The organism is Limnohabitans sp. 2KL-3 (genome assembly GCF_001269405.1).
Lineage (GTDB): Bacteria > Pseudomonadota > Gammaproteobacteria > Burkholderiales > Burkholderiaceae_C > Limnohabitans_A.
The window spans coordinates 1-18,820 of the sequence record NZ_CXON01000032.1; the positions used below are offsets into that span (position 1 = coordinate 1).

Annotated in this window: 17 protein-coding genes; 15 read left to right on the forward strand and 2 right to left on the reverse strand. The window is 64.1% G+C overall.

Going from position 1 to position 18,820, the window contains the following annotated elements:
• Positions 1–413: 413 nt before the first annotated feature.
• Positions 414–890 carry a hypothetical protein gene (locus tag AMM41_RS20670; protein ID WP_089963721.1) on the reverse strand — a complete coding sequence of 159 codons (477 nt, stop codon included), beginning with the start codon at positions 888–890 and terminating at the stop codon, positions 414–416.
• Between the two features lie 21 nt (positions 891–911).
• Here AMM41_RS20670 and gspG point away from each other — a divergent pair, with 21 nt between their 5' ends.
• The 15 genes from gspG (at position 912) to AMM41_RS20745 (ending at position 15,615) form a co-directional block, all read left to right on the forward strand.
• Entirely contained in the window at positions 912–1,349 is a 438-nt protein-coding gene (gspG, locus tag AMM41_RS20675) for a type II secretion system major pseudopilin GspG (protein ID WP_228769384.1), read from the forward strand.
• Positions 1,324–1,839, forward strand: a complete 516-nt coding sequence (locus AMM41_RS20680) for a prepilin-type N-terminal cleavage/methylation domain-containing protein (RefSeq protein ID WP_089963725.1) — start codon at positions 1,324–1,326, stop codon at positions 1,837–1,839. The genes gspG and AMM41_RS20680 overlap by 26 nt, the downstream gene beginning before the upstream one ends.
• Complete coding sequence (gspI, locus tag AMM41_RS20685; RefSeq protein WP_089963727.1) at positions 1,836–2,258, forward strand: type II secretion system minor pseudopilin GspI; 423 nt, start codon at positions 1,836–1,838, stop codon at positions 2,256–2,258. The genes AMM41_RS20680 and gspI overlap by 4 nt, the downstream gene beginning before the upstream one ends.
• Positions 2,258–3,016, forward strand: a complete 759-nt coding sequence (locus tag AMM41_RS20690) for a PulJ/GspJ family protein (protein WP_089963728.1) — start codon at positions 2,258–2,260, stop codon at positions 3,014–3,016. Before gspI ends, AMM41_RS20690 begins: the two co-directional genes overlap by 1 nt.
• Complete coding sequence (gspK, locus tag AMM41_RS20695; protein WP_089963730.1) at positions 3,013–4,029, forward strand: type II secretion system minor pseudopilin GspK; 1,017 nt, start codon at positions 3,013–3,015, stop codon at positions 4,027–4,029. The genes AMM41_RS20690 and gspK overlap by 4 nt, the downstream gene beginning before the upstream one ends.
• Before the next feature lie 7 nt (positions 4,030–4,036).
• Positions 4,037–5,284: a type II secretion system protein GspL gene (gspL, locus tag AMM41_RS20700; protein WP_089963732.1), complete on the forward strand. Its 1,248-nt coding sequence runs from the start codon at positions 4,037–4,039 to the stop codon at positions 5,282–5,284.
• Positions 5,281–5,856, forward strand: a complete 576-nt coding sequence (gspM, locus tag AMM41_RS20705; protein WP_194944912.1) for a type II secretion system protein GspM — start codon at positions 5,281–5,283, stop codon at positions 5,854–5,856. The genes gspL and gspM overlap by 4 nt, the downstream gene beginning before the upstream one ends.
• Positions 5,853–6,656, forward strand: coding sequence for a general secretion pathway protein GspN (locus AMM41_RS20710; protein ID WP_089963734.1), 804 nt, complete (start codon positions 5,853–5,855; stop codon positions 6,654–6,656). Before gspM ends, AMM41_RS20710 begins: the two co-directional genes overlap by 4 nt.
• Before the next feature lie 32 nt (positions 6,657–6,688).
• Positions 6,689–8,878, forward strand: coding sequence for a type II secretion system secretin GspD (gspD, locus tag AMM41_RS20715; RefSeq protein WP_089963736.1), 2,190 nt, complete (start codon positions 6,689–6,691; stop codon positions 8,876–8,878).
• Positions 8,879–8,885: 7 nt separating this feature from the next.
• On the forward strand, positions 8,886–10,292 hold the full coding sequence (locus AMM41_RS20720; RefSeq protein WP_089963737.1) for a GspE/PulE family protein: 1,407 nt from the start codon (positions 8,886–8,888) through the stop codon (positions 10,290–10,292).
• A 74-nt stretch (positions 10,293–10,366) separates the two neighbouring features.
• On the forward strand, positions 10,367–11,302 hold the full coding sequence (locus AMM41_RS20725; RefSeq protein ID WP_194944913.1) for a MipA/OmpV family protein: 936 nt from the start codon (positions 10,367–10,369) through the stop codon (positions 11,300–11,302).
• 9 nt (positions 11,303–11,311) lie between these two features.
• The gene (gene gspF, locus AMM41_RS20730) at positions 11,312–12,550 is read left to right on the forward strand and encodes a type II secretion system inner membrane protein GspF (protein ID WP_089963741.1); all 1,239 of its coding nucleotides are present in this window, start codon (positions 11,312–11,314) and stop codon (positions 12,548–12,550) included.
• 99 nt (positions 12,551–12,649) lie between these two features.
• Entirely contained in the window at positions 12,650–13,600 is a 951-nt protein-coding gene (locus tag AMM41_RS20735; RefSeq protein ID WP_089963743.1) for a DMT family transporter, read from the forward strand.
• Positions 13,601–13,636: 36 nt separating this feature from the next.
• Positions 13,637–14,326, forward strand: a complete 690-nt coding sequence (locus AMM41_RS20740) for an ABC transporter ATP-binding protein (RefSeq protein WP_089963744.1) — start codon at positions 13,637–13,639, stop codon at positions 14,324–14,326.
• Entirely contained in the window at positions 14,323–15,615 is a 1,293-nt protein-coding gene (locus AMM41_RS20745; RefSeq protein ID WP_089963746.1) for an ABC transporter permease, read from the forward strand. Before AMM41_RS20740 ends, AMM41_RS20745 begins: the two co-directional genes overlap by 4 nt.
• 392 nt (positions 15,616–16,007) lie before the next feature.
• Here the strand turns inward: AMM41_RS20745 and ltrA are convergent, their stop codons facing one another.
• On the reverse strand, positions 16,008–17,336 hold the full coding sequence (gene ltrA / locus AMM41_RS20750; protein ID WP_228769385.1) for a group II intron reverse transcriptase/maturase: 1,329 nt from the start codon (positions 17,334–17,336) through the stop codon (positions 16,008–16,010).
• Positions 17,337–18,820: the final 1,484 nt, after the last annotated feature.

Consider the following 18,820-nt stretch of genomic DNA (forward strand, 5'->3'; position numbering starts at 1 on the left):
GCATGCGATGTGTTTCAGGCTTCGCCTTCTCCCAGCCAGCTCGCCGCCACTCCCTGCCGAATCGAGTTCGCTTTACTGCGCACCGCCAGTTCGCCTCCGGTTGCTCTCCACCCCGCTTCGCAGCGACGCAGTTACCTTCGACTACGGGGCCTTGGCTTACCCCGACATGGACTCTCACCATGCTGTGTACGCGCCTTCACGGGCGCACTGGGAGCCCCGCCCTCGGGGCGATTCTTGGTGGTCTGCGATGGTTTTCGCGACGGGGGCGTCGCTCCTACAGGGGAAATGTGGAGCCCTGCACTTGGGGCAATGGGGGCCTGGCTCTTTGTGGGAGCCCCGCCCTCGGGGCGATTCTTGGTGGTCTGCGAGGCTTGATCGCGACGGGGGCGTCGCTCCTACAGAGGGGGCGGGGGTCAAGGGGTTTTATTGAGGGCGGGCAGGGACAGGGTGAACGAGGACGGGCCGGTCGGTGCGGCTCCTACTTGGGCTTGGCGCTGGTTCAGGCTTTGCAAAAACAGCCCCTCAGCCAGGGCCTGTCCTGCGCGGTAGGCCTTGGGTGCTTGGCCATCGATGGCGATCAAGGCACTGCCTTGGCCTGAAGCACCGGCCACCACACCCAACAATTGGTAGCGACTGGACTGCGCCACACTCATCACCGGTGCGAGGCCTTTGACGCCCCAGGCACGCTGCAAGTGAGCGGTATCTTCAGCGCCTGCCGGGCGGGCCATGGAAGCAGGGTTGGACACCAGCGGCACAGAGGATGCGGTCCCGCCCGATGGGAACTGGAGCACCCAATAAACCACGCTGGCCGCTGCGGCACACCCCATGCAGGCGCTCATGAATGCGGGCCACCAGGGGCGGGCTGCAAATGCAAAGTTGGACAGTAACATGGGCGCATTATGATCGACGCCATGAAAACACCTGCCACCCCTTCAGCCCGCCGTCAGCGGGGCTTCACCCTGATCGAACTCATGGTCGTGCTGGCCATCATTGGCGTGCTGGCCGCGCTCATCGTGCCCAATGTATTGGGCCGGGCCGACGATGCCCGCATCACGGCCGCCCGCACCGATGTGGGCAACCTGATGCAGGCCCTCAAACTTTACAAGCTGGACAACCAGCGTTTCCCCACGGGGGCTCAAGGCCTGGGTGCACTCACCCTCAAGCCCACCACCGAACCCGTGCCCGGCAACTGGAAGCCCTACCTGGACAAGCTGCCCAATGACCCCTGGGGACGCCCCTACCAATATATGAACCCCGGCATCAAGGGTGAAGTGGATGTGCTGTCCTTTGGCGCTGACGGTCAAGCCGGCGGCGAGGGCAACAATGCAGACATCGGCAGCTGGCAATAAGCCCACACTGCGCCCCCTGCGACACGTTGGCCCCGCCGCCCCGTGCAGGGGCTTCACCTTGCTCGAACTGCTGGTGGTCATGGTCTTGATGGTGCTGGCCATGGCGGGTGTGAGCCTGTCGCTGCGTGACAGCGCAGACAGTGCCTTGCAACGCGACGCCGAGCGCCTGGCCGCACTGCTGGAAACCGGCCGTGCCCAAGCCCGTGCGAACGGCTTGCCCGTGGTTTGGCGGACGCCAGGTGCCGAATCTGGCTCGGCCTTTGTTTTTGAAGGCCTGCTGCCCCCCGGGCTGCCCCGCCAATGGCTGAGCGACACCACCCGCACAGCACCTGGCCAAACCCTGATTTTGGGGCCGGAGCCCCTCATCGGACCCCAAGCTTTGGCCCTGAGCAGCAGCGAACGTCCGGACCAGCGCTTGTGGGTGGTCACCGATGGCCTGCGCCCTTTTCGGGTACAAAACCTTCCCCCCAACGGCAGCACCCCGCCATGAGTGCCCCGCGCAACAGCGGCCCCCACAGGCCTGAAACAGCCCGCCGCAGCGGTGGACGCTTTGGCCCATCGGCGCAAGGCTTCACCCTGATCGAGGTGTTGGTCGCTTTGGGCATCACGGCTGTGGCCCTGTTGGCCGGGCTGCAGGCCACCGGCTCGCTGCTGCGCAACGCCGATCGCCAGACCGTCAGCATGCTGGGCCAAATTTGCGCCGAGAACGAACTCATTGCCCTGCGATTGCGACGACAACTGCCGGACAACGGCAACCGCAGCATCGAATGCCCCCAAGCCGGTCGCCAGCTGCAAGTGGAGGTGTCGGTGCGCCCCACCCCCAACCCGAATTTTCGGCGGGTCGATGCCCGGGTGCTGGACGAAGGCCGCTATGTGCTTCAACTGTCCACCGTGATGGGGCGCAACTGATGGCACCCCTGTCCTCCCGTGCACGCGGCTTCACCCTGATCGAAGTGCTGGTGGCCATTGCCATCATGGCCTTGATGAGCCTGATGGCCTGGCGCGGAATTGATGGCATGCTGCGCACCCAAAGTGGTTTGCAAACCCGTGCCGACGACATCCGCACCTTGCAAGCGGGCCTGGCCCAATGGCAAACCGACCTGGACCAATTGGCCGAATTGGCCGGCACCCCCAGCTGGGACTGGGACGGGCAGGTGCTGCGCCTGACACGCCGCAGCGCAGACGCCCCCCCATCACCCAACGGCCCTGTGCCCAGTGTGCAGGTGGTGGCCTGGACGTGGCGCATCGACCCAGGTCGGCCCGGTGGCGGCGACTGGCAACGCTGGCAATCGCCCCCACTGACCCAAAGCCAGGACTGGCAAACCGCCTGGGATGCGGCCCGGCAATGGAGCCAAACACCTGACGATGCAGCCCGCGCCGGGCAAATTCAAATCCACCCTTTGGCGGGTTGGCAAATTTTTGTGCACCGGGGCGGCGCGTGGACCAACCCTTTGTCCAGCGATGCCGTGACGGCAGGCCCCAACACCCCACCCCAGTCACCCCCACGACCCAACACGCCTGCCGCCGCCCCCACCCAAGCAACCACCAGCGCCAGCACAACACCTGATGGTGTGCGTCTGGTGCTGAGCTTGCCCCCCGGACCTGCGGGGGCAGGCCCCCTGACGCTCGATTGGGTGCGCCCCACCTTGTCTGGAGCCCCCTCATGAAGCGGCCCCACACCCTTGGTCACGCCCCAACAGCGCGACACGCCAAACAGCCAAGCCAAGCCGGTGCCGCCTTGTTGGTGGCCATGCTCACCGTGGCGCTGGTGGCCACGCTGGCAAGTGCCGCCCTGTGGCAACAGTGGCGGCAAGTTGAAATTGAAGCCGCTGAACGGGGTCGCAGCCAAACCGCCTGGATGATGACCGGAGCCCTGGACTGGGCCCGACTGATTCTGCGCGAAGACGCGGTCTCTGCCCAAGGTGCAGGCGTTGACCATTTGGGTGAACCTTGGGCTTTGCCGGTGCAAGAATCCAAACTGTCTTCGTTTTTGTCACAAGACCAGCAATGGCGCGAAGACGATGCCGAGGTCTTTTTATCGGGCCGAATCACCGATGCCCAATCGCGCATGAACCTGGCCAATCTGACCGAAGACGGCAAACCCTCGCCCTTGGCCCTGGCGCAATTGGCTGCGCTGTTTGACCGTTTGCAACTGCCCGCGTCCGAGCTGCAAAAGCTGGTCGAGGCTTGGCTGGCCACAAAACCCCAAGCGGTTCCCCCGACCACCTCGCGCAATGCCACAGCCGCGCCCTTGGTGCCGCAACAAACCGCCCAACTGCGCTGGATGGGCCTGAGCGCGGCCACCTTGCTTGCCTTGCAAGATCACATCACCGTGCTGCCCGAGCCCACGCCCATCAACCTCAACACCGCCTCAGCCGAAGTGCTCTCGGCCAGCCTGGTCGGTTTTGACCTGTCCTCAGCACGTCAAGCGGTGGCCTTGCGGGCACGGGGGCACTGGGCCAGCCTGAACGCGGCCCGCGAGGCACTGGGACCGGCTGGTTTGCAGCTGAATGAAAAACAGCACAGCGTGCAAAGCCGTTACTTTGAGGTGCTGGGGCGCATGCGCATCGACAACGTGGTCCAGCAAGAGCTGGCCTTGGTGCGTCGCGAAGGCAACCAAGTGCGCATGCTGTGGCGGGTCAAAAGCCCCCAGCAAAGTCACAGTGCCCCTCTACAATGAATCGCACATGCGCACCCTGATCATTCAATTGCCCCCCGGCCCCGCCGGCCCCGCCACGGTATACCCCCACGCCTTGGTGCAGCCCGAGCGTGAAACGGCCTCTGTGCGCCTGCAGTGGTCGGGCATCACCTTGTTGCCCAGCGCTGACCGACAGACCGAAGTGCTGGTTTTGTTGCCCGCTGCCTGCCTGTCGTGGCACCGGGTTGAGTTGCCCCCGGGCCTGCACAAACAAGCCTCGCGCCTGCAAGCGGCCTTGCAAGGCCTGCTCGAAGACCGCCTGCTCGACGACCCCGCCCAGTTGCACATGGCTTTGCAAACCGGCTGGAAAGACTTGCCCCAGCCCTGGGTGGGCGTGTGCCAACGCCAATGGCTGCGCGAACACCTCCAAGCGCTCGAACAAGTCGGTCTGCAGGTGCACCGCATCGTGCCCGAAATCGCACCGGGCAAGGCGCCTCTTCAACTGCTGGCTTTGGGCGATGCCCCAAGCGGCTGGCTGTGGGCCGCGCACCCCGAACGCGGCGTCTGGGGCATGCCCCTTGAGCCCCTGCGCACGCTGGCAGAACGCTTTGGACTGAGCCCCCAAGCGCTGCAAAGCGCCCAGCTGCTGGCCGAGTCGGCCGTGGTGGGCCCCATCACCGAAGCCTTGGGCCGCCCGGCCCAACTCATGCCCCCGGGACAACACTGGCTCCAGGCGGTCGCCTCCGATTGGGATTTGGCGCAGTTTGACTTTCGGGCCAACGCCCAAGCACGTTACCTCAAACAGGGCCAAAAGGGCCTCAGCACCCTGTGGAACAGCCCCGCCTGGCGACCCACCCGCTGGGCCTTGGGCCTGTTGCTGCTGAGCCAACTCGTCGGCCTGAACGCCTGGGCCTGGAAAACACGCGCCAACTGGCAGGCCGAAGAACAAAGCTGGGCCCGCATGCTCAAAGACAGCTTCCCACAAACCCAGCTTGTGGTGGACGCCCCGGTCCAGATGGCGCGAGAAGTCGAACGCTTGCAACAAAATTCTGGCCAACTGGGGCCTGCCGACCTGGAAACCATGCTCGCCGCCCTGGGCCAGGCCCTGCCGGCAGGCACGGCCGCGCCGCGCCAATGGGCCTACCAAAACGGCCAGCTGCGACTGCAAGGCTTTCAAGCCGGTGCCAGCGAGCCCTCTGCCCTGAAAACCGCCCTGCAAGCCCGGGGCTACCTGCTCACGCCAGAAGGCGAAGGCTGGTTGATGTCTGTGACCCCCGCCAAGGAAAGCACCCCATGAGCCGCACCCACTTGCCCCTGCAAGCGCTGCAACAGGCTTGGCAACAACGCAATCCACGCGAAAAAAAGGGCTTGGCCTTGGTCGCCCTGTTGCTGACTCTGACTTTGCTGTGGAGCCTGGCCCTGAACCCCGCCTGGCGAACCTGGCAGCAAGCCCCCGCCAAGCAAGCCGAGCTGGACCGGCAAACCCAGCGCATGCGCGAACTGCAAGCCCAAGCCAAACAACTGCAATCGGCCCCCGCCAACACCGCCGCCCAAGCCCGCCAATGGCTGGAAGCCAGCGTGCGCGATCTGGGCACGGGCGCACGCATTCAGCTGCAAGGCGATCGCGCCACCTTGAGTGTGGAATCGGCCCCCGCCGAAAGCATGGCCCGCTGGCTCAGCCAAGCCCGGGAACGGGCCCAGGCCCTGCCGGTGCAAGCCCAGCTGCAACAGGTGCTGCCGACGCAAAAACTGCCCCCCCCCGCAACAGCCCTCACAACCGCCCTCACATCCCCCGGCGCTGCGCCCGCCGACGCCAACGCTGTGCATTGGCGCGGCAGTGTGGTGCTTCGCTTGCCCGCCACGCCATGAACCAGCGCATCACCCCTGCCCTGCGCTCGCGATGGCGTCATGCACTTTGGGGCGCATGGCTGGGCCTGCTGGTGGCCATCTGCGTGTGGGCCCCCGCACGCTGGCTGGCCTGGGGCGTGGCGCAAGCCAGCCAAGGACGCGTGCAACTGATCGACCCACGCAACAGCCTGTGGGCCGGATCGGCGCAAGTGGTGCTCAGCGGGGGCAGTGGCAGCCGCGACGCACAAGCCCTGCCCGGTCGGCTGCGCTGGCGCATTCAACCCACCTGGACGGGCATGCGCGTGCTTTGGCGTGCCGAATGCTGCATGGCACAAACGGCCAGTGTGACGCTGCAGTTTGGCCTGTCCACCCTGCAACTGAGCCTGAGCGACCACCTCTCGCAATGGCCAGCCGCCTTGCTCAGTGGACTGGGTGCCCCCTGGAACACCCTGCAACCCGAAGGCCAGCTGCAATGGCGCACCGAAGGCCTTCAACTGCGCTGGAGCGAAGGCCGACTGCAAATGACCGGCCAAGTTGAGTTGCAAGTGCAGCAACTGTCCTCCCGCCTGAGCACCCTCAAGCCCATGGGCAGTTACCTCATTCACCTGAACGGCCGCCCCGAAGGCACCGCCACCCCCGAGCTGCTCTTGAGCACCCTGCAAGGGCCCTTGCTCTTGAGCGGTCAAGGCCAATGGGTCGGTGCACGCCTGCGCTTTACAGGAGAAGCCAGCGCCCAAGAGGGGCACGAAGCGGCCCTGTCCAATTTGCTGAACATTGTGGGCCGCCGCCAAGGCCCACGCAGCCTGCTGTCTTTGGGCTGAATCCCACACCACCGATTGAACCCGCCCACACCATGAACGCCACCCCTTTCTTTGCCCGCTTGTCCCAGCCCTTGCCATCCACACGCCTGTGGCAGCCTCTGGCACTGAGCTGGGTCTGCCTGTCCAGCGCACTGGCCCAGGCCCCCAACACCGAGCCCGCCCAGGCCCCCAGCGCGGCCCTGAACTCGGCCACCACCACAACCCAGCCCCAAGCCAAGTCAGCCACCCGCAAAGCCAAGCGGCAAGAGCCGGTCACGCTCAACTTTGTCAACGCCGACATCGAAGCTGTGGCCCGCACCTTGGCCACCTTGTCTGGGCACAACGTCGTGGTGGACCCCCGGGTCAAGGGCACCGTCTCGCTGTCCAGCCAACTGCCCGTGCCCCCCGCCCAGGCCTTGCGCCTGTTTGCCGTGCAACTGCGCACCCAAGGCTTTGCCCTGGTGGAGTCGTCGGGGCTGTACACCGTGCTGCCTGAGGCCGAAGCCAAGCTGCAAAGCAGCGCCGTCTCGGCCGGTGCCGTGCCCGCCAGCAGCGGCCAAATCATCACCCAAATTTTCAGGCTGAACCACGAAAACGCCAACAACCTGGTGCCGGTGCTGCGCCCCCTCATCAGCCCCAACAACACCATCAACGTCAACCCGGGCACCAACGCCTTGGTGATCACCGACTACAGCGAGAACCTGCAACGCCTGGCCCGCATCGTGGCGGCACTCGATGTGGCCAACGCCACCGGGGTCGAGATGATCCGGCTGCAACACGGCGTGGCCAGCGACCTGGCCCCCATGGTGCTGCGCCTGCTCGAATCCACGGCCGCTGCCGCCGTGGCCAGCCAAGGACAAACCGACAACTTGTTCAAAACCACCGTGCTGCCCGACGTGCGCACCAACGCCTTGATCGTGCGTGCCGCCAACCCGGCCCGTCTGGCCTTGGTGCGGGGCCTGGTCAGCCAACTGGACCAACCCAGCGCCACCGGGGCGGGCGCGGCCAGTGGCAACATCCATGTGGTGTACCTGAAGAATGCCGACGCCACCAAGCTGGCCATCACCTTGCGTGCCGCCTTGGCCGGCGAATCGCGCAGCACACCCAGCAGCCCGGCCAGCACGGGCAACCCGGCACCTGCGGGTCCGGCATCGGCTGCCACAACCAGCCTGAACGCCAGCGCCAGCCCCTCCACAGGCGGCCAAATCCAGGCCGACCCGGCCACCAACTCGCTCATCATCACCGCCCCCGAACCGCAATACCGGCAACTGCGCTCGGTGATCGAGATGCTCGACCAACGCCGCGCTCAGGTGTTTGTGGAAAGCCTGATTGCCGAAGTCAGCGCCGACAAGGCCGCCGAGTTTGGTGTGCAGTGGCTCAGCGGCACGGGCAACAGTGGCAGCGCCGTGGGCCTGTTGGGCACCAACTTTGCGGTGGGCGGCACCAATTTGTTCAACTTGGCGGCCAACGCAGCCACTGGCAACTACACCCCCTCCACAGGCCTGAACGTGGCGGTTGGCGAGCGGCGCAACGGCGTGCTGGCCTTGGGCGCGCTGGCGCGTTTTTTACAGTCCAATGGCGACGCCAATGTGCTGTCCACGCCCAACTTGCTCACCCTGGACAACGAAGAAGCCAAAATCGTCATTGGCCAAAACGTGCCCTTTGTGACCGGCCAATACACGTCCAACAACACCAACGCCGGAGCGGTCAACCCGTTTCAAACCATCGAGCGCAAAGACGTGGGCCTGACCCTGCGCGTCAAGCCGCAAATCAGCGAAAACGGCACGGTGAAGATGCAAATCTTCCAGGAAGTCAGCAGCATCGACAGCAAAAGCTCGTCCACGGCGGGGCTGATCACCAACAAGCGTTCGATCGAGTCGAGTGTGCTGGTCGACGATGGCTCCATCGTGGTGCTGGGCGGCTTGCTGCAAGACGACACCACCAACACCCAAGAAAAAGTGCCCGGCTTGGGTGACGTCCCGATCCTTGGCAACCTGTTTCGGGCCGAAGCCCGCAGCCGCAAGAAGACCAATCTGATGGTGTTTTTGCGCCCGGTGGTGGTGCGTGACGGTGCGGCCACCGAAGCCCTGTCGCTGGGCCGTTACGAACAAATGCGGCTCAACCAGATGAGCTTTCAGCCCGCCGCCAGCGGTGCGCTGCCCGTGCCCGGATCGGCCGTCCTTCCCCCATTGACCGGAAGCAACCCAGCCACTGCTCCGGCCCCCGCCCCAGCCAAGCCCTGAGTTGCCCATGCGCTACCCCCTGCCCTATGCCTTTGCCCGCACCCATCGTTTGCTGCTCGAAGACGATGCGCAGGCCCTGAACCTGTGGTTTTGTGACGAGAGCGATCGCTCGGCGCTGTCCGAGGTGACACGCCAGTTTGCCGGGCCCCATTGGCAGATGCAGCACAGCAGCGCCACCGAACTGGCCCAACGCATCCACCAGGCCTACTCGGGTGGCCAGGCCAACAGCTCATCGAGCGCTGCCGCCGTGGTCAGCGAGGTCGAATCCGAAGCCGACCTGTCTCGCATGATGCAAGACCTGCCCGCCGTGGAAGACCTGCTGGAGGCCAGCGACGACGCGCCCATCATCCGCATGCTCAACGCCTTGCTCACGCAGGCGGCACGCGACGGGGCCAGCGACATCCACATCGAGCCCTATGAACGCCATTCGAGTGTGCGCTTTCGCATCGACGGCACCCTGCGCGAAGTTGTACAACCGAACCGGGCGCTGCATGCCGCATTGATTTCGCGCCTGAAAATCATGGCCGAACTCGACATTGCAGAAAAACGACTCCCCCAAGACGGCCGCATCAGCCTGCGCCTGGGCTCCCGCGCGGTCGATGTGCGTGTGTCCACCCTGCCCAGCGCCCATGGCGAACGGGCCGTGTTGCGTTTGCTCGACAAAAGTGAAGCGCGCTTGACACTGGAAGCGGTGGGCATGCAGGGCCGCGTCTTGCAGCAAATTGACCAGTTGATCCACCAACCGCACGGCATTTTGCTGGTCACCGGCCCCACCGGCTCGGGCAAAACCACCAGCCTGTATGCCGCGCTGCAGCGCCTGGACGCCACGCGCAACAACATCATGACGGTGGAAGACCCCATCGAATACGAGCTGCCTGGTGTGGGGCAGACGCAGGTCAACGCCAAGATCGACCTGAGCTTTGCCAAAGCCTTGCGGGCCATCCTGCGGCAAGACCCGGACGTGATCATGATCGGCGAGATCCGCGACTTTGAAACCGCGCAGATCGCCATTCAAGCCTCGCTCACAGGCCACCTGGTGCTGGCCACGCTGCACACCAACGACGCCGCCAGTGCCGTCAACCGCCTGATCGACATGGGCGTGGAGCCGTTTTTGCTCAGTTCGTCCCTGCTGGGTGTGCTGGCCCAGCGCCTGGTGCGCAAGCGCTGCACCGCCTGCCATGGTGCGGGCTGCGAGGCCTGTGGCCACACCGGTTACGCCGGGCGCACCGGGGTGTTTGAGCTGCTGGTGGCCAGTGATGCCATCAAGGCGCAAATCCACAACCGTGCTGCCGAAGCCGACTTGCGGGCCACCGCGTTGGCGCAAGGCATGGTGCTGATGCGCGACGATGGCCAGCGTCTGGTCGATGCGGGCATCACCAGCGCCGAAGAACTGCTGCGCGTGACACGCGACTGATGCGCATGCACCCCACACCCTGGCCGCATCGCAGCGCCCCTCTGAAGACCCCGCCCAAGCCCATAGGCTCAGCCATGGGCCTTCGTCTGCGGGCACTGGCATGGGCTTGCTGGCTGCTGGCGACCATGGCGGGTTGGACAGGGCTGGTGGGCGCAGCGCACGCTCAAACTCAGCCACCTGAACCATCCACTCAGACCGCACCCACGGTGGCCCCTGATGCAGTCCAGGGTACGGTCCAGGCTGTGGCCCCAGATACGCCCCATGATGCGGCCCCCGACCGCCCCGCCACAGCAGACCCGGCCCCCGCACAGGCCCCTGCCCAACGCTGGCAGTACACCCTGGGGCTCAAACTCAAGTCCAGTGAACAAGCCGATGGCCGCAAAAGCTTGGCACTTCGCCCGGTGCTGGGCCTGCGCTACGGACGCTGGCGACTGGGCCATGCCACGGGCGACGAATGGTTCAAATTCAGCGGCTACCGCGAAGCCACCAATTTGGCCTACGACCTGCGCGATGACGATCGGCTGCACTTGTCCTTGTCTGCACGCATCCAGAACATCCAGGACAACAGCAGTTTTGATGGCTTCAGCTCGGGCAAAAACACCGTGCGCGGGCGCGTCAGTGCGAGCTACCAACTCGACAAACACTGGTCGCTGGGCAGCGATGTCACACAAGACCTGATGAACCGGGGCGATGGCACCACCTTGTCCATGGGCGTGTCTTATCTGTGGCCCTTGAGCGAGCGCAGCGCCCTGAGCCTGAGCAGCGGTGCCTCGTGGGCCACGGCCCGGCATTGGGCCACCCAACTGCGCTTGAGGCCCACACCCGAAGGCGGTTGGCAAGCCGGCCTGGGCGATTGGGGCTGGGGCATGAGTTACCGCTACGCCATCACCCCACAGTGGGCCTGGTTTGGCACCCTGGGCACCTCGCGACACTTGGGACAAGTCAACGAAGTCAGCCCCAGTCACTTCAGCTGGAACGGCCAGCTGGGCCTGCTTTACTTCAGCCGCTGAGAACACGACATGCCCGCTTACCGTTTTGAAGCCCTGCAAACCAATGGCAGCACACGCAAAGGCACCCTGGAGGCCGACAGCCTGAAAACCGCCCGCGCCCAACTGCGAGCGCAGTCGCTGGTGCCCCTGCTGGTCGAGGCGATTGCCTCGGGCAGCGGCAGCGACGCAGAGTCCGCCTTGCCCTGGTGGCAAAGACCGATCGGCCCAGGCCGGGTGTTCAGCAGCAGCCAACGCGCCGTGTGGACGCGCCAACTGGCCAGCCTGGTGGGCAGCGGCCTGCCCATTGAGCGCGCCTTGTCGGCCTTGGCCGAAGAAGCCGACCACGACAAACAAGGCCAGCTGATGGCCGCCATCCGGGCCGAAGTCAACTCGGGCAGCACCTTGGGCCGGGCTTTGGCGCAGTTTCCCAAGGAGTTTCCCGCCATTGACCGCGCCGTGATTGCCGCAGGCGAACAAAGCGGGCACCTGTCCGATGTGTTGCACCAACTGGCCGCCGACCTGGAAGACCAGCAGGTGCTGCGCTCCAAACTGCTGTCGGCCTCGTTGTACCCCGCCATCGTGAGCCTGGTGGCCTTGGCCATCGTGGTCTTTTTGGTGACCTCGGTGGTGCCGCAAGTCGCCGGTGTGTTTGCCGGCACCCAACGCCAACTGCCCGGCCTGACGGTGGCCATGCTGGCCCTGAGCGATTTGGTGCGGCATTGGGGCTGGCTGATGCTGCTGGTGCTGGTCTGCTCCGGGATGGCGTTTCGCTTGGCCATGCGCCAAGAGGCCTTGCGCCTGCGCTTTGACGCCGCCTGGCTGCGACTGCCCTTGATCGGGCGACTGGCCCGGGGCTACAACAGCGCCCGCTTTGCCTCCACCTTGGCCATGCTCACCGCCGCAGGCGTGCCCATTCTCAAAGCGCTGCAAGCAGCGGCCGACACCTTGTCCAACCAAGCCCTGCGGGCTGACGCCCTGGAGGCCCTGGTGCGCGTGCGCGAAGGTGCGCCCCTGGGCACCGCCTTGGCACAAAACGCCCGGTTTCCGGGCTTGTTGTCGATGTTTGCGCGGCTGGGCGAACAAACCGGGCAACTGCCCTTGATGCTGCAAAGGGCGGCGCAGCAGCTGTCCAGCGAAGTGCAGCGCCGCGCCATGGCCCTGGCCACGGTGCTCGAGCCCTTGCTCATCGTGACCATGGGGGGTGTGGTCATGTTGATTGTGCTGGCCGTGCTCATGCCCATCATGCAACTGAACCAATGGGTCAAGTGAGGGCGTACGGCCGCTGCGCCACGTAACGCAAGCGACCCTGGCCGCGCAGGGCTGGCCTTAAGATGCGCGGGTGATAGACCTTTTGCACACGCCTTTGGCATGACGCCTCCCCAAACCCCGCTCTCCTGGATTCGGCGCTGCGCCAACGCGCACCAGCGCAGCCTGCGCCTGTTTACGGCCTGGCCTGTGGCGGTGCAAGGCATGGTCTGGATGGTGTTGGGCGGCTTGTTGTTTTCTTTTTTGAACACCATTGCACGGGAGTTGACCCTGCACTTGGACGTGTACCAGTCACAGTTTTTGCGCTATCTGTTTGGCCTGCTGTTCATCTTGCCCTGGGTCTGGCGCGAAGGTTGGAGGACTTACATGCCCGTCAACATGGTGGGCCAGTTCTGGCGCGGCGGGGTGCACACCCTGGGCCTGATTTTGTGGTTCACGGCCCTGCCCAAAATTCCCTTGGCCGACGTCACGGCCATTGGTTTTACCGGGCCGATTTTCATCATGCTCGGGGCCGCCTGGTTTTTGGGTGAACCCATGCGCAAAGACCGCTGGATCGCCGCCATCGTGGGTTTTGCCGGGGTGCTGGTGGTGGTTTTGCCCAAAATGTCGGGCGAAGGCGGCTGGTTCAACCTGATCATGCTGGCTTCTTCACCGGTCTTCGCCGCATCCTTTCTCATCACCAAAGCCCTGACCCGATACGAAAAAGCAGGCGTCATTGTGCTGTGGCAAGCCTTGACGGTCACGATTTTGAGCCTGCCCATGGCATTGCCCAACTGGCAAGCGCCCACCTTGATGCAATGGCTGGGCTTTGCCGCCACGGGCGTGTTGGGCACGCTGGCCCACTATTGCCTGACGCGGGCCTTCGCCTTGGCCGACATTTCGGCCACCCAATCGCTGCGCTTTTTGGACCTGGTGTGGGCCTCGTTGCTGGGCTGGCTGGTGTTTGGCGACGTGCCCAGCCAGTGGACTTGGGCAGGGGCCTTGGTCATCCTGGGGGCCACTGTGTGGATTGCCCGCCGAGAAAGCCGGAGAAAGGTCCCCACATCCCACTGAGGGGGTATATTGCCGCCTCTAAACAGGGAGAGTGTTGTGATCGACATCGAGCCATTGCGCTACGCATGGACCCCAGGGGGCCAAAACACCCTGACACTGGGGCGCTTGCAAGTCAGTACCGGACAAACCGTTTTTTTGCATGGCCCCAGCGGCTGTGGCAAAAGCACCTTGCTCGGGCTGCTGGCCGGTGTGTTGACACCCCAACAAGGCCGTGTGTCTTTGCTCGGGCAAGACTGGGCTGCCTTGAAAGCGGGCCAGCGCGACGCCTTTCGGGCCGACCATGTGGGCGTGGTGTTTCAGCAGTTCAACTTGCTGCCGTTCTTAAGCGTGCTGGACAACGTGACCCTGCCTTGCCGCTTTTCCAAGCTGCGGCGTTCTCGCTGCCAAGCCAGCGGTGGCCCCGAGGCCACGGCCCAAAGCTGGTTGCAGCGCATGGCCCTGCCCGAGGCCCTGTGGAGCCGCCGCGCCGACGCCTTGTCGGTGGGCCAGCAGCAGCGTGTGGCCGCTGCCCGCGCCCTGATGGGCCAGCCCGAATTGATCCTGGCCGACGAGCCCACTTCGGCGCTCGACGCAGCCTTGCGCCAGGGCTTCATGGGCTTGTTGCTGCAGGCGACACGCGCGGCGGGCAGCACCTTGGTGTGTGTGAGCCACGACGAGCAGCAGGCTGTGCGTTTTGATGTGCAATGGTCCTTGCCCGCCTTGCAGCAAGCGGGGGTGAGCGCATGAACAGCCTGCTGAACATTGCCCGGCAAAGCGCCTGGAACCGCCGCAGCACCCTGGTGTGGGTGGTGGTGTCGCTGGCGCTGGCCACCGCTTTGTTGTGGACTTTGGAGCGTTTACGCCACGACATCCGCAGCAGTTTTTCACAATCGGTCAGCGGCGTCGATTTGATTGTGGGTGCCCGCAGCAGCCCGGTGCAGTTGATGCTGTTTTCGGTGTTTCACATTGGCAGCGTGCCGCAAAGCATGAGCATGGACAGCGTGAACAAACTGGCGCAGCACCGCTCGGTGTCCTGGGTGGTGCCCTTGAGTTTGGGTGACTCGCACCGGGGCTTTCCAGTGTTGGGCACCACACCCGCTTACTTTCAGCACTTTGCCTATGGCGACAAACAACCGCTGGTTTTGCAACAAGGCGCGGTATTTGCAGACACGCTGGACGGTTTGTACGAGGCCGTGATCGGAGCCGAAGTAGCGCGAAAGATGGGTTATGGCCTGGGCCAAAGCATCACGCTGGGCCATGGCCTGCACGATGACCATGACCTCGAAGGCGGGCAAGCCGATGAGCACGCCGACAAACCCTTCAAGGTGGTCGGCATTTTGGCCCCCACAGGCATCCCGGTGGACCGCACGGTGCATGTGAGCCTGCAAGCACTGGAAGCCCTGCACCTGGGCTGGGTGGCGGGCACCCCCATGCCGGGCGGGCACATCCCGGCCGATCAGGCGCGTAAATTCAACCTACAGCCCGAAGAAGTCACCGCCGCCTTGGTGGGCCTGAAAAGTCGGGCAGCGGTGTTCAATGTGCAGCGCTTTGTGAATTTTCACGAAGAAGAAGCGCTGATGGGCGTGATGCCCGGTGTGGCGCTGGGTGAGCTGTGGTCGGTGCTGGGCCTGGGCGAAAACGCCTTGCTGGCCGTGTCGGCCTTGGTGGCTTTGGTGAGTGTGGTCTCGCTCATGGCGGTGGTGCTGGCGGGCCTGAACGAGCGCCGCCGCGAACTGGCCGTGCTGCGTGCCGTGGGCGCTGGGCCACGCCATGTACTGGGCCTGCTCACTTTAGAGGGGCTGTGGGTCACCTGCGCCGGGGTTGTGTTGGGTGTACTGCTGGCCTACGCAGGCATGGCCCTGGCCACACCCTGGCTGCAGCAGTCGCTGGGCATCCGTTTGCAACTGGCCGCGCCTTTGCCCACACAACTGGCTTTGGCGGGCGCGGTCTTGCTGGCCGGTTTGCTGGCCAGCCTGGGGCCCGCCTGGCGGGCCTACCGCCTGTCTTTGGCCGATGGCTTGTCACCCCGCGTGTGAGTCCTGTCAAACAGCAACGTGTTTTTTGCAGGAGCGACGCCCTCGTCGCGATCACCCTCGCAAACCATGCCCCATCGCCCCGAGGGCGGGGCTCCTACAAAATGCAGGGCATCTCCCCCTGTAGGAGCGACGCCCTCGTCGCGAAAAGCCTCGCAAACCACGCCCCATCGCCCCGAGGGCGGGGCTCCTACAACATGCAGGGCATTCCCCCCGTAGGAGCGACACCCTCGTCGCGATCACCCTCGCAGACCACAACCGATCGCCCCGAGGGCGGGGCTCCCACAACATGCAGGGCATCTCCCCCTGATAGGGGTAGGAAAGGCCAAGGCCTCCCCTCCCTCCGAACCGTGCGTGCAGTTTTCCCGCACACGGCTCTCCAGTCAGTGGTTTCCTCATCGGGATTGGCTCGCTTGCATTCGGGCCTGCGTCATGGTGAACAGCCCCAACTGCGCGAAGTACTCGTTTGGCCAGCGTTTGTGATCAACTTGGCTCTTCCCCATCCCCGGGCTCTTTTGCTGCTTGCGCAGCATCGCCCTCAACCTCCTGCGGATGAATCCGTCTATGCTGGGGAATGTGCTTTTATAGGCGTGCTTGAAGTAGCCAAACCATCCCTTGAGCATGGGGCCAAGCTCTTTAATGACAACGCGCAGACTCTCGCCTCTCGTGCGCTTGGTCTTTTCTCGCACCTTGTCTTTCAAGCTCTTGAGGCTCTTGCCCCGCACCCAGCGCCTGCCCGCCTCAAATCGGTAGCCCAGGAACTCAAAGCCCTGTCCCCTTTGCGTGCAGTCCCCTACATGGGTCTTGTCCGGGTGCAAGCTCAGCTCGTTTTGCCCTACCCACTGCTTGACCTGCTCCAGTGCCTCTTGCGCTTGTGACGCCGTCTCGCACAGGATCACGAAGTCGTCCGCGTAGCGCACCATTCGGTAGCCCTGCGCCTTCATCTTCACATCCAGTGGATGCAGGTAAACATTGGCCAGCAACGGACTGATGACCGCCCCTTGCGGGGTGCCCGCCGTCGGCGTCCATCTGCGCATCTCTTGCACGATGTCTTGCTGCAGCCAGCCCTTGAGCAAGGCCAGCAGCCTTCCATCGCTGATGTGCGCTGCGATCCTGTCCATCAAGCCCTCGTGCGGGATGCTGTCGAAGTACCCCTGCAAGTCAGCATCCACCACATGGGTGTAGCCTTCCTTCAAAAGTGCATCAACTTGCCGCAGCGCGTCTTTGCAGCCCCTGCCGGGTCGAAACCCGTAGCTCGTGTCCTCAAACTCTTGCTCAAAGATCGGCTCTATCACCCGCTTGACCGCCGTCTGCACGATCCTGTCCTTGACCGTCGGGATGCCCAAGGGCCGCGTTTTACCGCCCGCTTTGGGTATCTCTACCCGCCGCACCGCTTGGGGCCTGTACTCTCCTTGCTCCAGTTGTCGGCACAGCTCACTCAGGTACCGCGCTTCATGCGCCGCAAATCCTTCTATGCTTTGCCAATCTATCCCCGCTGACCCTTTGTTCCCTTGGACTTGTTGCCAAGCCGCTTGCAAGGTGCTCAGCCGGTAAACCTTGTCGATCAAACTGAACCACTTGTTTCCTTTGACGCCGTTGCCCAGCGCCGCCAACATACGATCCGTCCAGACTTCACGGTCCACCCACGCCCATTGGGCAGGGTCTGACTCGGCTTGTTTAGCCCTAAGAGGCACTGCCACCGTTTCGCTTTCGCTCTCGTTCATCTCTGTCCTTTTCGTATCCACTTTCCTGCCACCCTTGGCTCGTGCGGCTTTCCTACTCCGCATTTCTCAGGCTGCCGTCTGCTCGGTTTAGGCTCAAGGGGCGCACCCCGGTCATTGCAAACTCTCGTTTGCCCACACCGTTTCCGGTGCAGTTTGGCCCTGTCTGCTCTGGCAGCCCATCGCTACTACGATGGCTCTGACTGCTGCAGCCCGTCCCCTCGGGCCACAGCTCTCCCCGCTTATCTCACGCACACTTCCTGACGTTGCGCCTCCAACCACATGGGTGGCCCGCATGTCGTTTTATCCACCAAAACAACGCATGCGATGTGTTTCAGGCTTCGCCTTCTCCCAGCCAGCTCGCCGCCACTCCCTGCCGAATCGAGTTCGCTTTACTGCGCACCGCCAGTTCGCCTCCGGTTGCTCTCCACCCCGCTTCGCAGCGACGCAGTTACCTTCGACTACGGGGCCTTGGCTTACCCCGACATGGACTCTCACCATGCTGTGTACGCGCCTTCACGGGCGCACTGGGAGCCCCGCCCTCGGGGCGATTGTTTGTGGTCTGCGAGGCTTATCGCGACGGGGGCGTCGCTCCTACAGGGGACATTGCCCTGCATTTTTTGTGGGACAGGGGCCTTAATGCCATTTGTGGGAGCCCCGCCCTCGGGGCGATGGGTGGTGGTCTGCAAGGCTTATCGCGACGGGGGCGTCGCGCCTACAGGGGACATTGCCCTGCATTTTGTGGAACAGGGCCTTCATGCCATTTGTGGGAGCCCCGCCCTCGGGGCGATGGGTGGTGGTCTGCAAGGCTTATCGCGACGAGGGCGTCGCTCCTACAAGGGGACATTGCCCTGCATTTTGTGGGAGCCCTGCCCCCGGGGCGATGGGTGGTGGTCTGCGACGCTTATCGCGACGAGGGCGTCGCTCCTACAGGGGACATTGCCCTGCATTTTGTGGGAGCCCTGCCCCCGGGGCGATGGGTGGTGGTCTGCGACGCTTATCGCGACGAGGGCGTCGCTCCTACAGGGGACATTGCCCTGCATTTTGTGGGACAGGGGCCTGCATGATTTTGATAGGGGTAGGAAAGGCCAAGGCCTCCCCTCCCTCCGAACCGTGCGTGCAGTTTTCCCGCACACGGCTCTCCAGTCAGTGGTTTCCTCATCGGGATTGGCTCGCTTGCATTCGGGCCTGCGTCATGGTGAACAGCCCCAACTGCGCGAAGTACTCGTTTGGCCAGCGTTTGTGATCAACTTGGCTCTTCCCCATCCCCGGGCTCTTTTGCTGCTTGCGCAGCATCGCCCTCAACCTCCTGCGGATGAATCCGTCTATGCTGAGGAATGTGCTTTTATAGGCGTGCTTGAAGTAGCCAAACCATCCCTTGAGCATGGGGCCAAGCTCTTTAATGACAACGCGCAGACTCTCGCCTCTCGTGCGCTTGGTCTTTTCTCGCACCTTGTCTTTCAAGAGATCGGAAGAGCGTCGTGTAG

Bases quoted from the DNA above. Each gene is read 5' to 3' on its own strand.
- AMM41_RS20670 (WP_089963721.1), bottom strand. From the start codon at position 890: ATGTTACTGTCCAACTTTGCATTTGCAGCCCGCCCCTGGTGGCCCGCA.
- gspG (WP_228769384.1), top strand. From the start codon at position 912: ATGAAAACACCTGCCACCCCTTCAGCCCGCCGTCAGCGGGGCTTCACC.
- AMM41_RS20680 (WP_089963725.1), top strand. From the start codon at position 1,324: ATGCAGACATCGGCAGCTGGCAATAAGCCCACACTGCGCCCCCTGCGA.
- gspI (WP_089963727.1), top strand. From the start codon at position 1,836: ATGAGTGCCCCGCGCAACAGCGGCCCCCACAGGCCTGAAACAGCCCGC.
- AMM41_RS20690 (WP_089963728.1), top strand. From the start codon at position 2,258: ATGGCACCCCTGTCCTCCCGTGCACGCGGCTTCACCCTGATCGAAGTG.
- gspK (WP_089963730.1), top strand. From the start codon at position 3,013: ATGAAGCGGCCCCACACCCTTGGTCACGCCCCAACAGCGCGACACGCC.
- gspL (WP_089963732.1), top strand. From the start codon at position 4,037: ATGCGCACCCTGATCATTCAATTGCCCCCCGGCCCCGCCGGCCCCGCC.
- gspM (WP_194944912.1), top strand. From the start codon at position 5,281: ATGAGCCGCACCCACTTGCCCCTGCAAGCGCTGCAACAGGCTTGGCAA.
- AMM41_RS20710 (WP_089963734.1), top strand. From the start codon at position 5,853: ATGAACCAGCGCATCACCCCTGCCCTGCGCTCGCGATGGCGTCATGCA.
- gspD (WP_089963736.1), top strand. From the start codon at position 6,689: ATGAACGCCACCCCTTTCTTTGCCCGCTTGTCCCAGCCCTTGCCATCC.
- AMM41_RS20720 (WP_089963737.1), top strand. From the start codon at position 8,886: ATGCGCTACCCCCTGCCCTATGCCTTTGCCCGCACCCATCGTTTGCTG.
- AMM41_RS20725 (WP_194944913.1), top strand. From the start codon at position 10,367: ATGGGCCTTCGTCTGCGGGCACTGGCATGGGCTTGCTGGCTGCTGGCG.
- gspF (WP_089963741.1), top strand. From the start codon at position 11,312: ATGCCCGCTTACCGTTTTGAAGCCCTGCAAACCAATGGCAGCACACGC.
- AMM41_RS20735 (WP_089963743.1), top strand. From the start codon at position 12,650: ATGACGCCTCCCCAAACCCCGCTCTCCTGGATTCGGCGCTGCGCCAAC.
- AMM41_RS20745 (WP_089963746.1), top strand. From the start codon at position 14,323: ATGAACAGCCTGCTGAACATTGCCCGGCAAAGCGCCTGGAACCGCCGC.
- ltrA (WP_228769385.1), bottom strand. From the start codon at position 17,336: ATGAACGAGAGCGAAAGCGAAACGGTGGCAGTGCCTCTTAGGGCTAAA.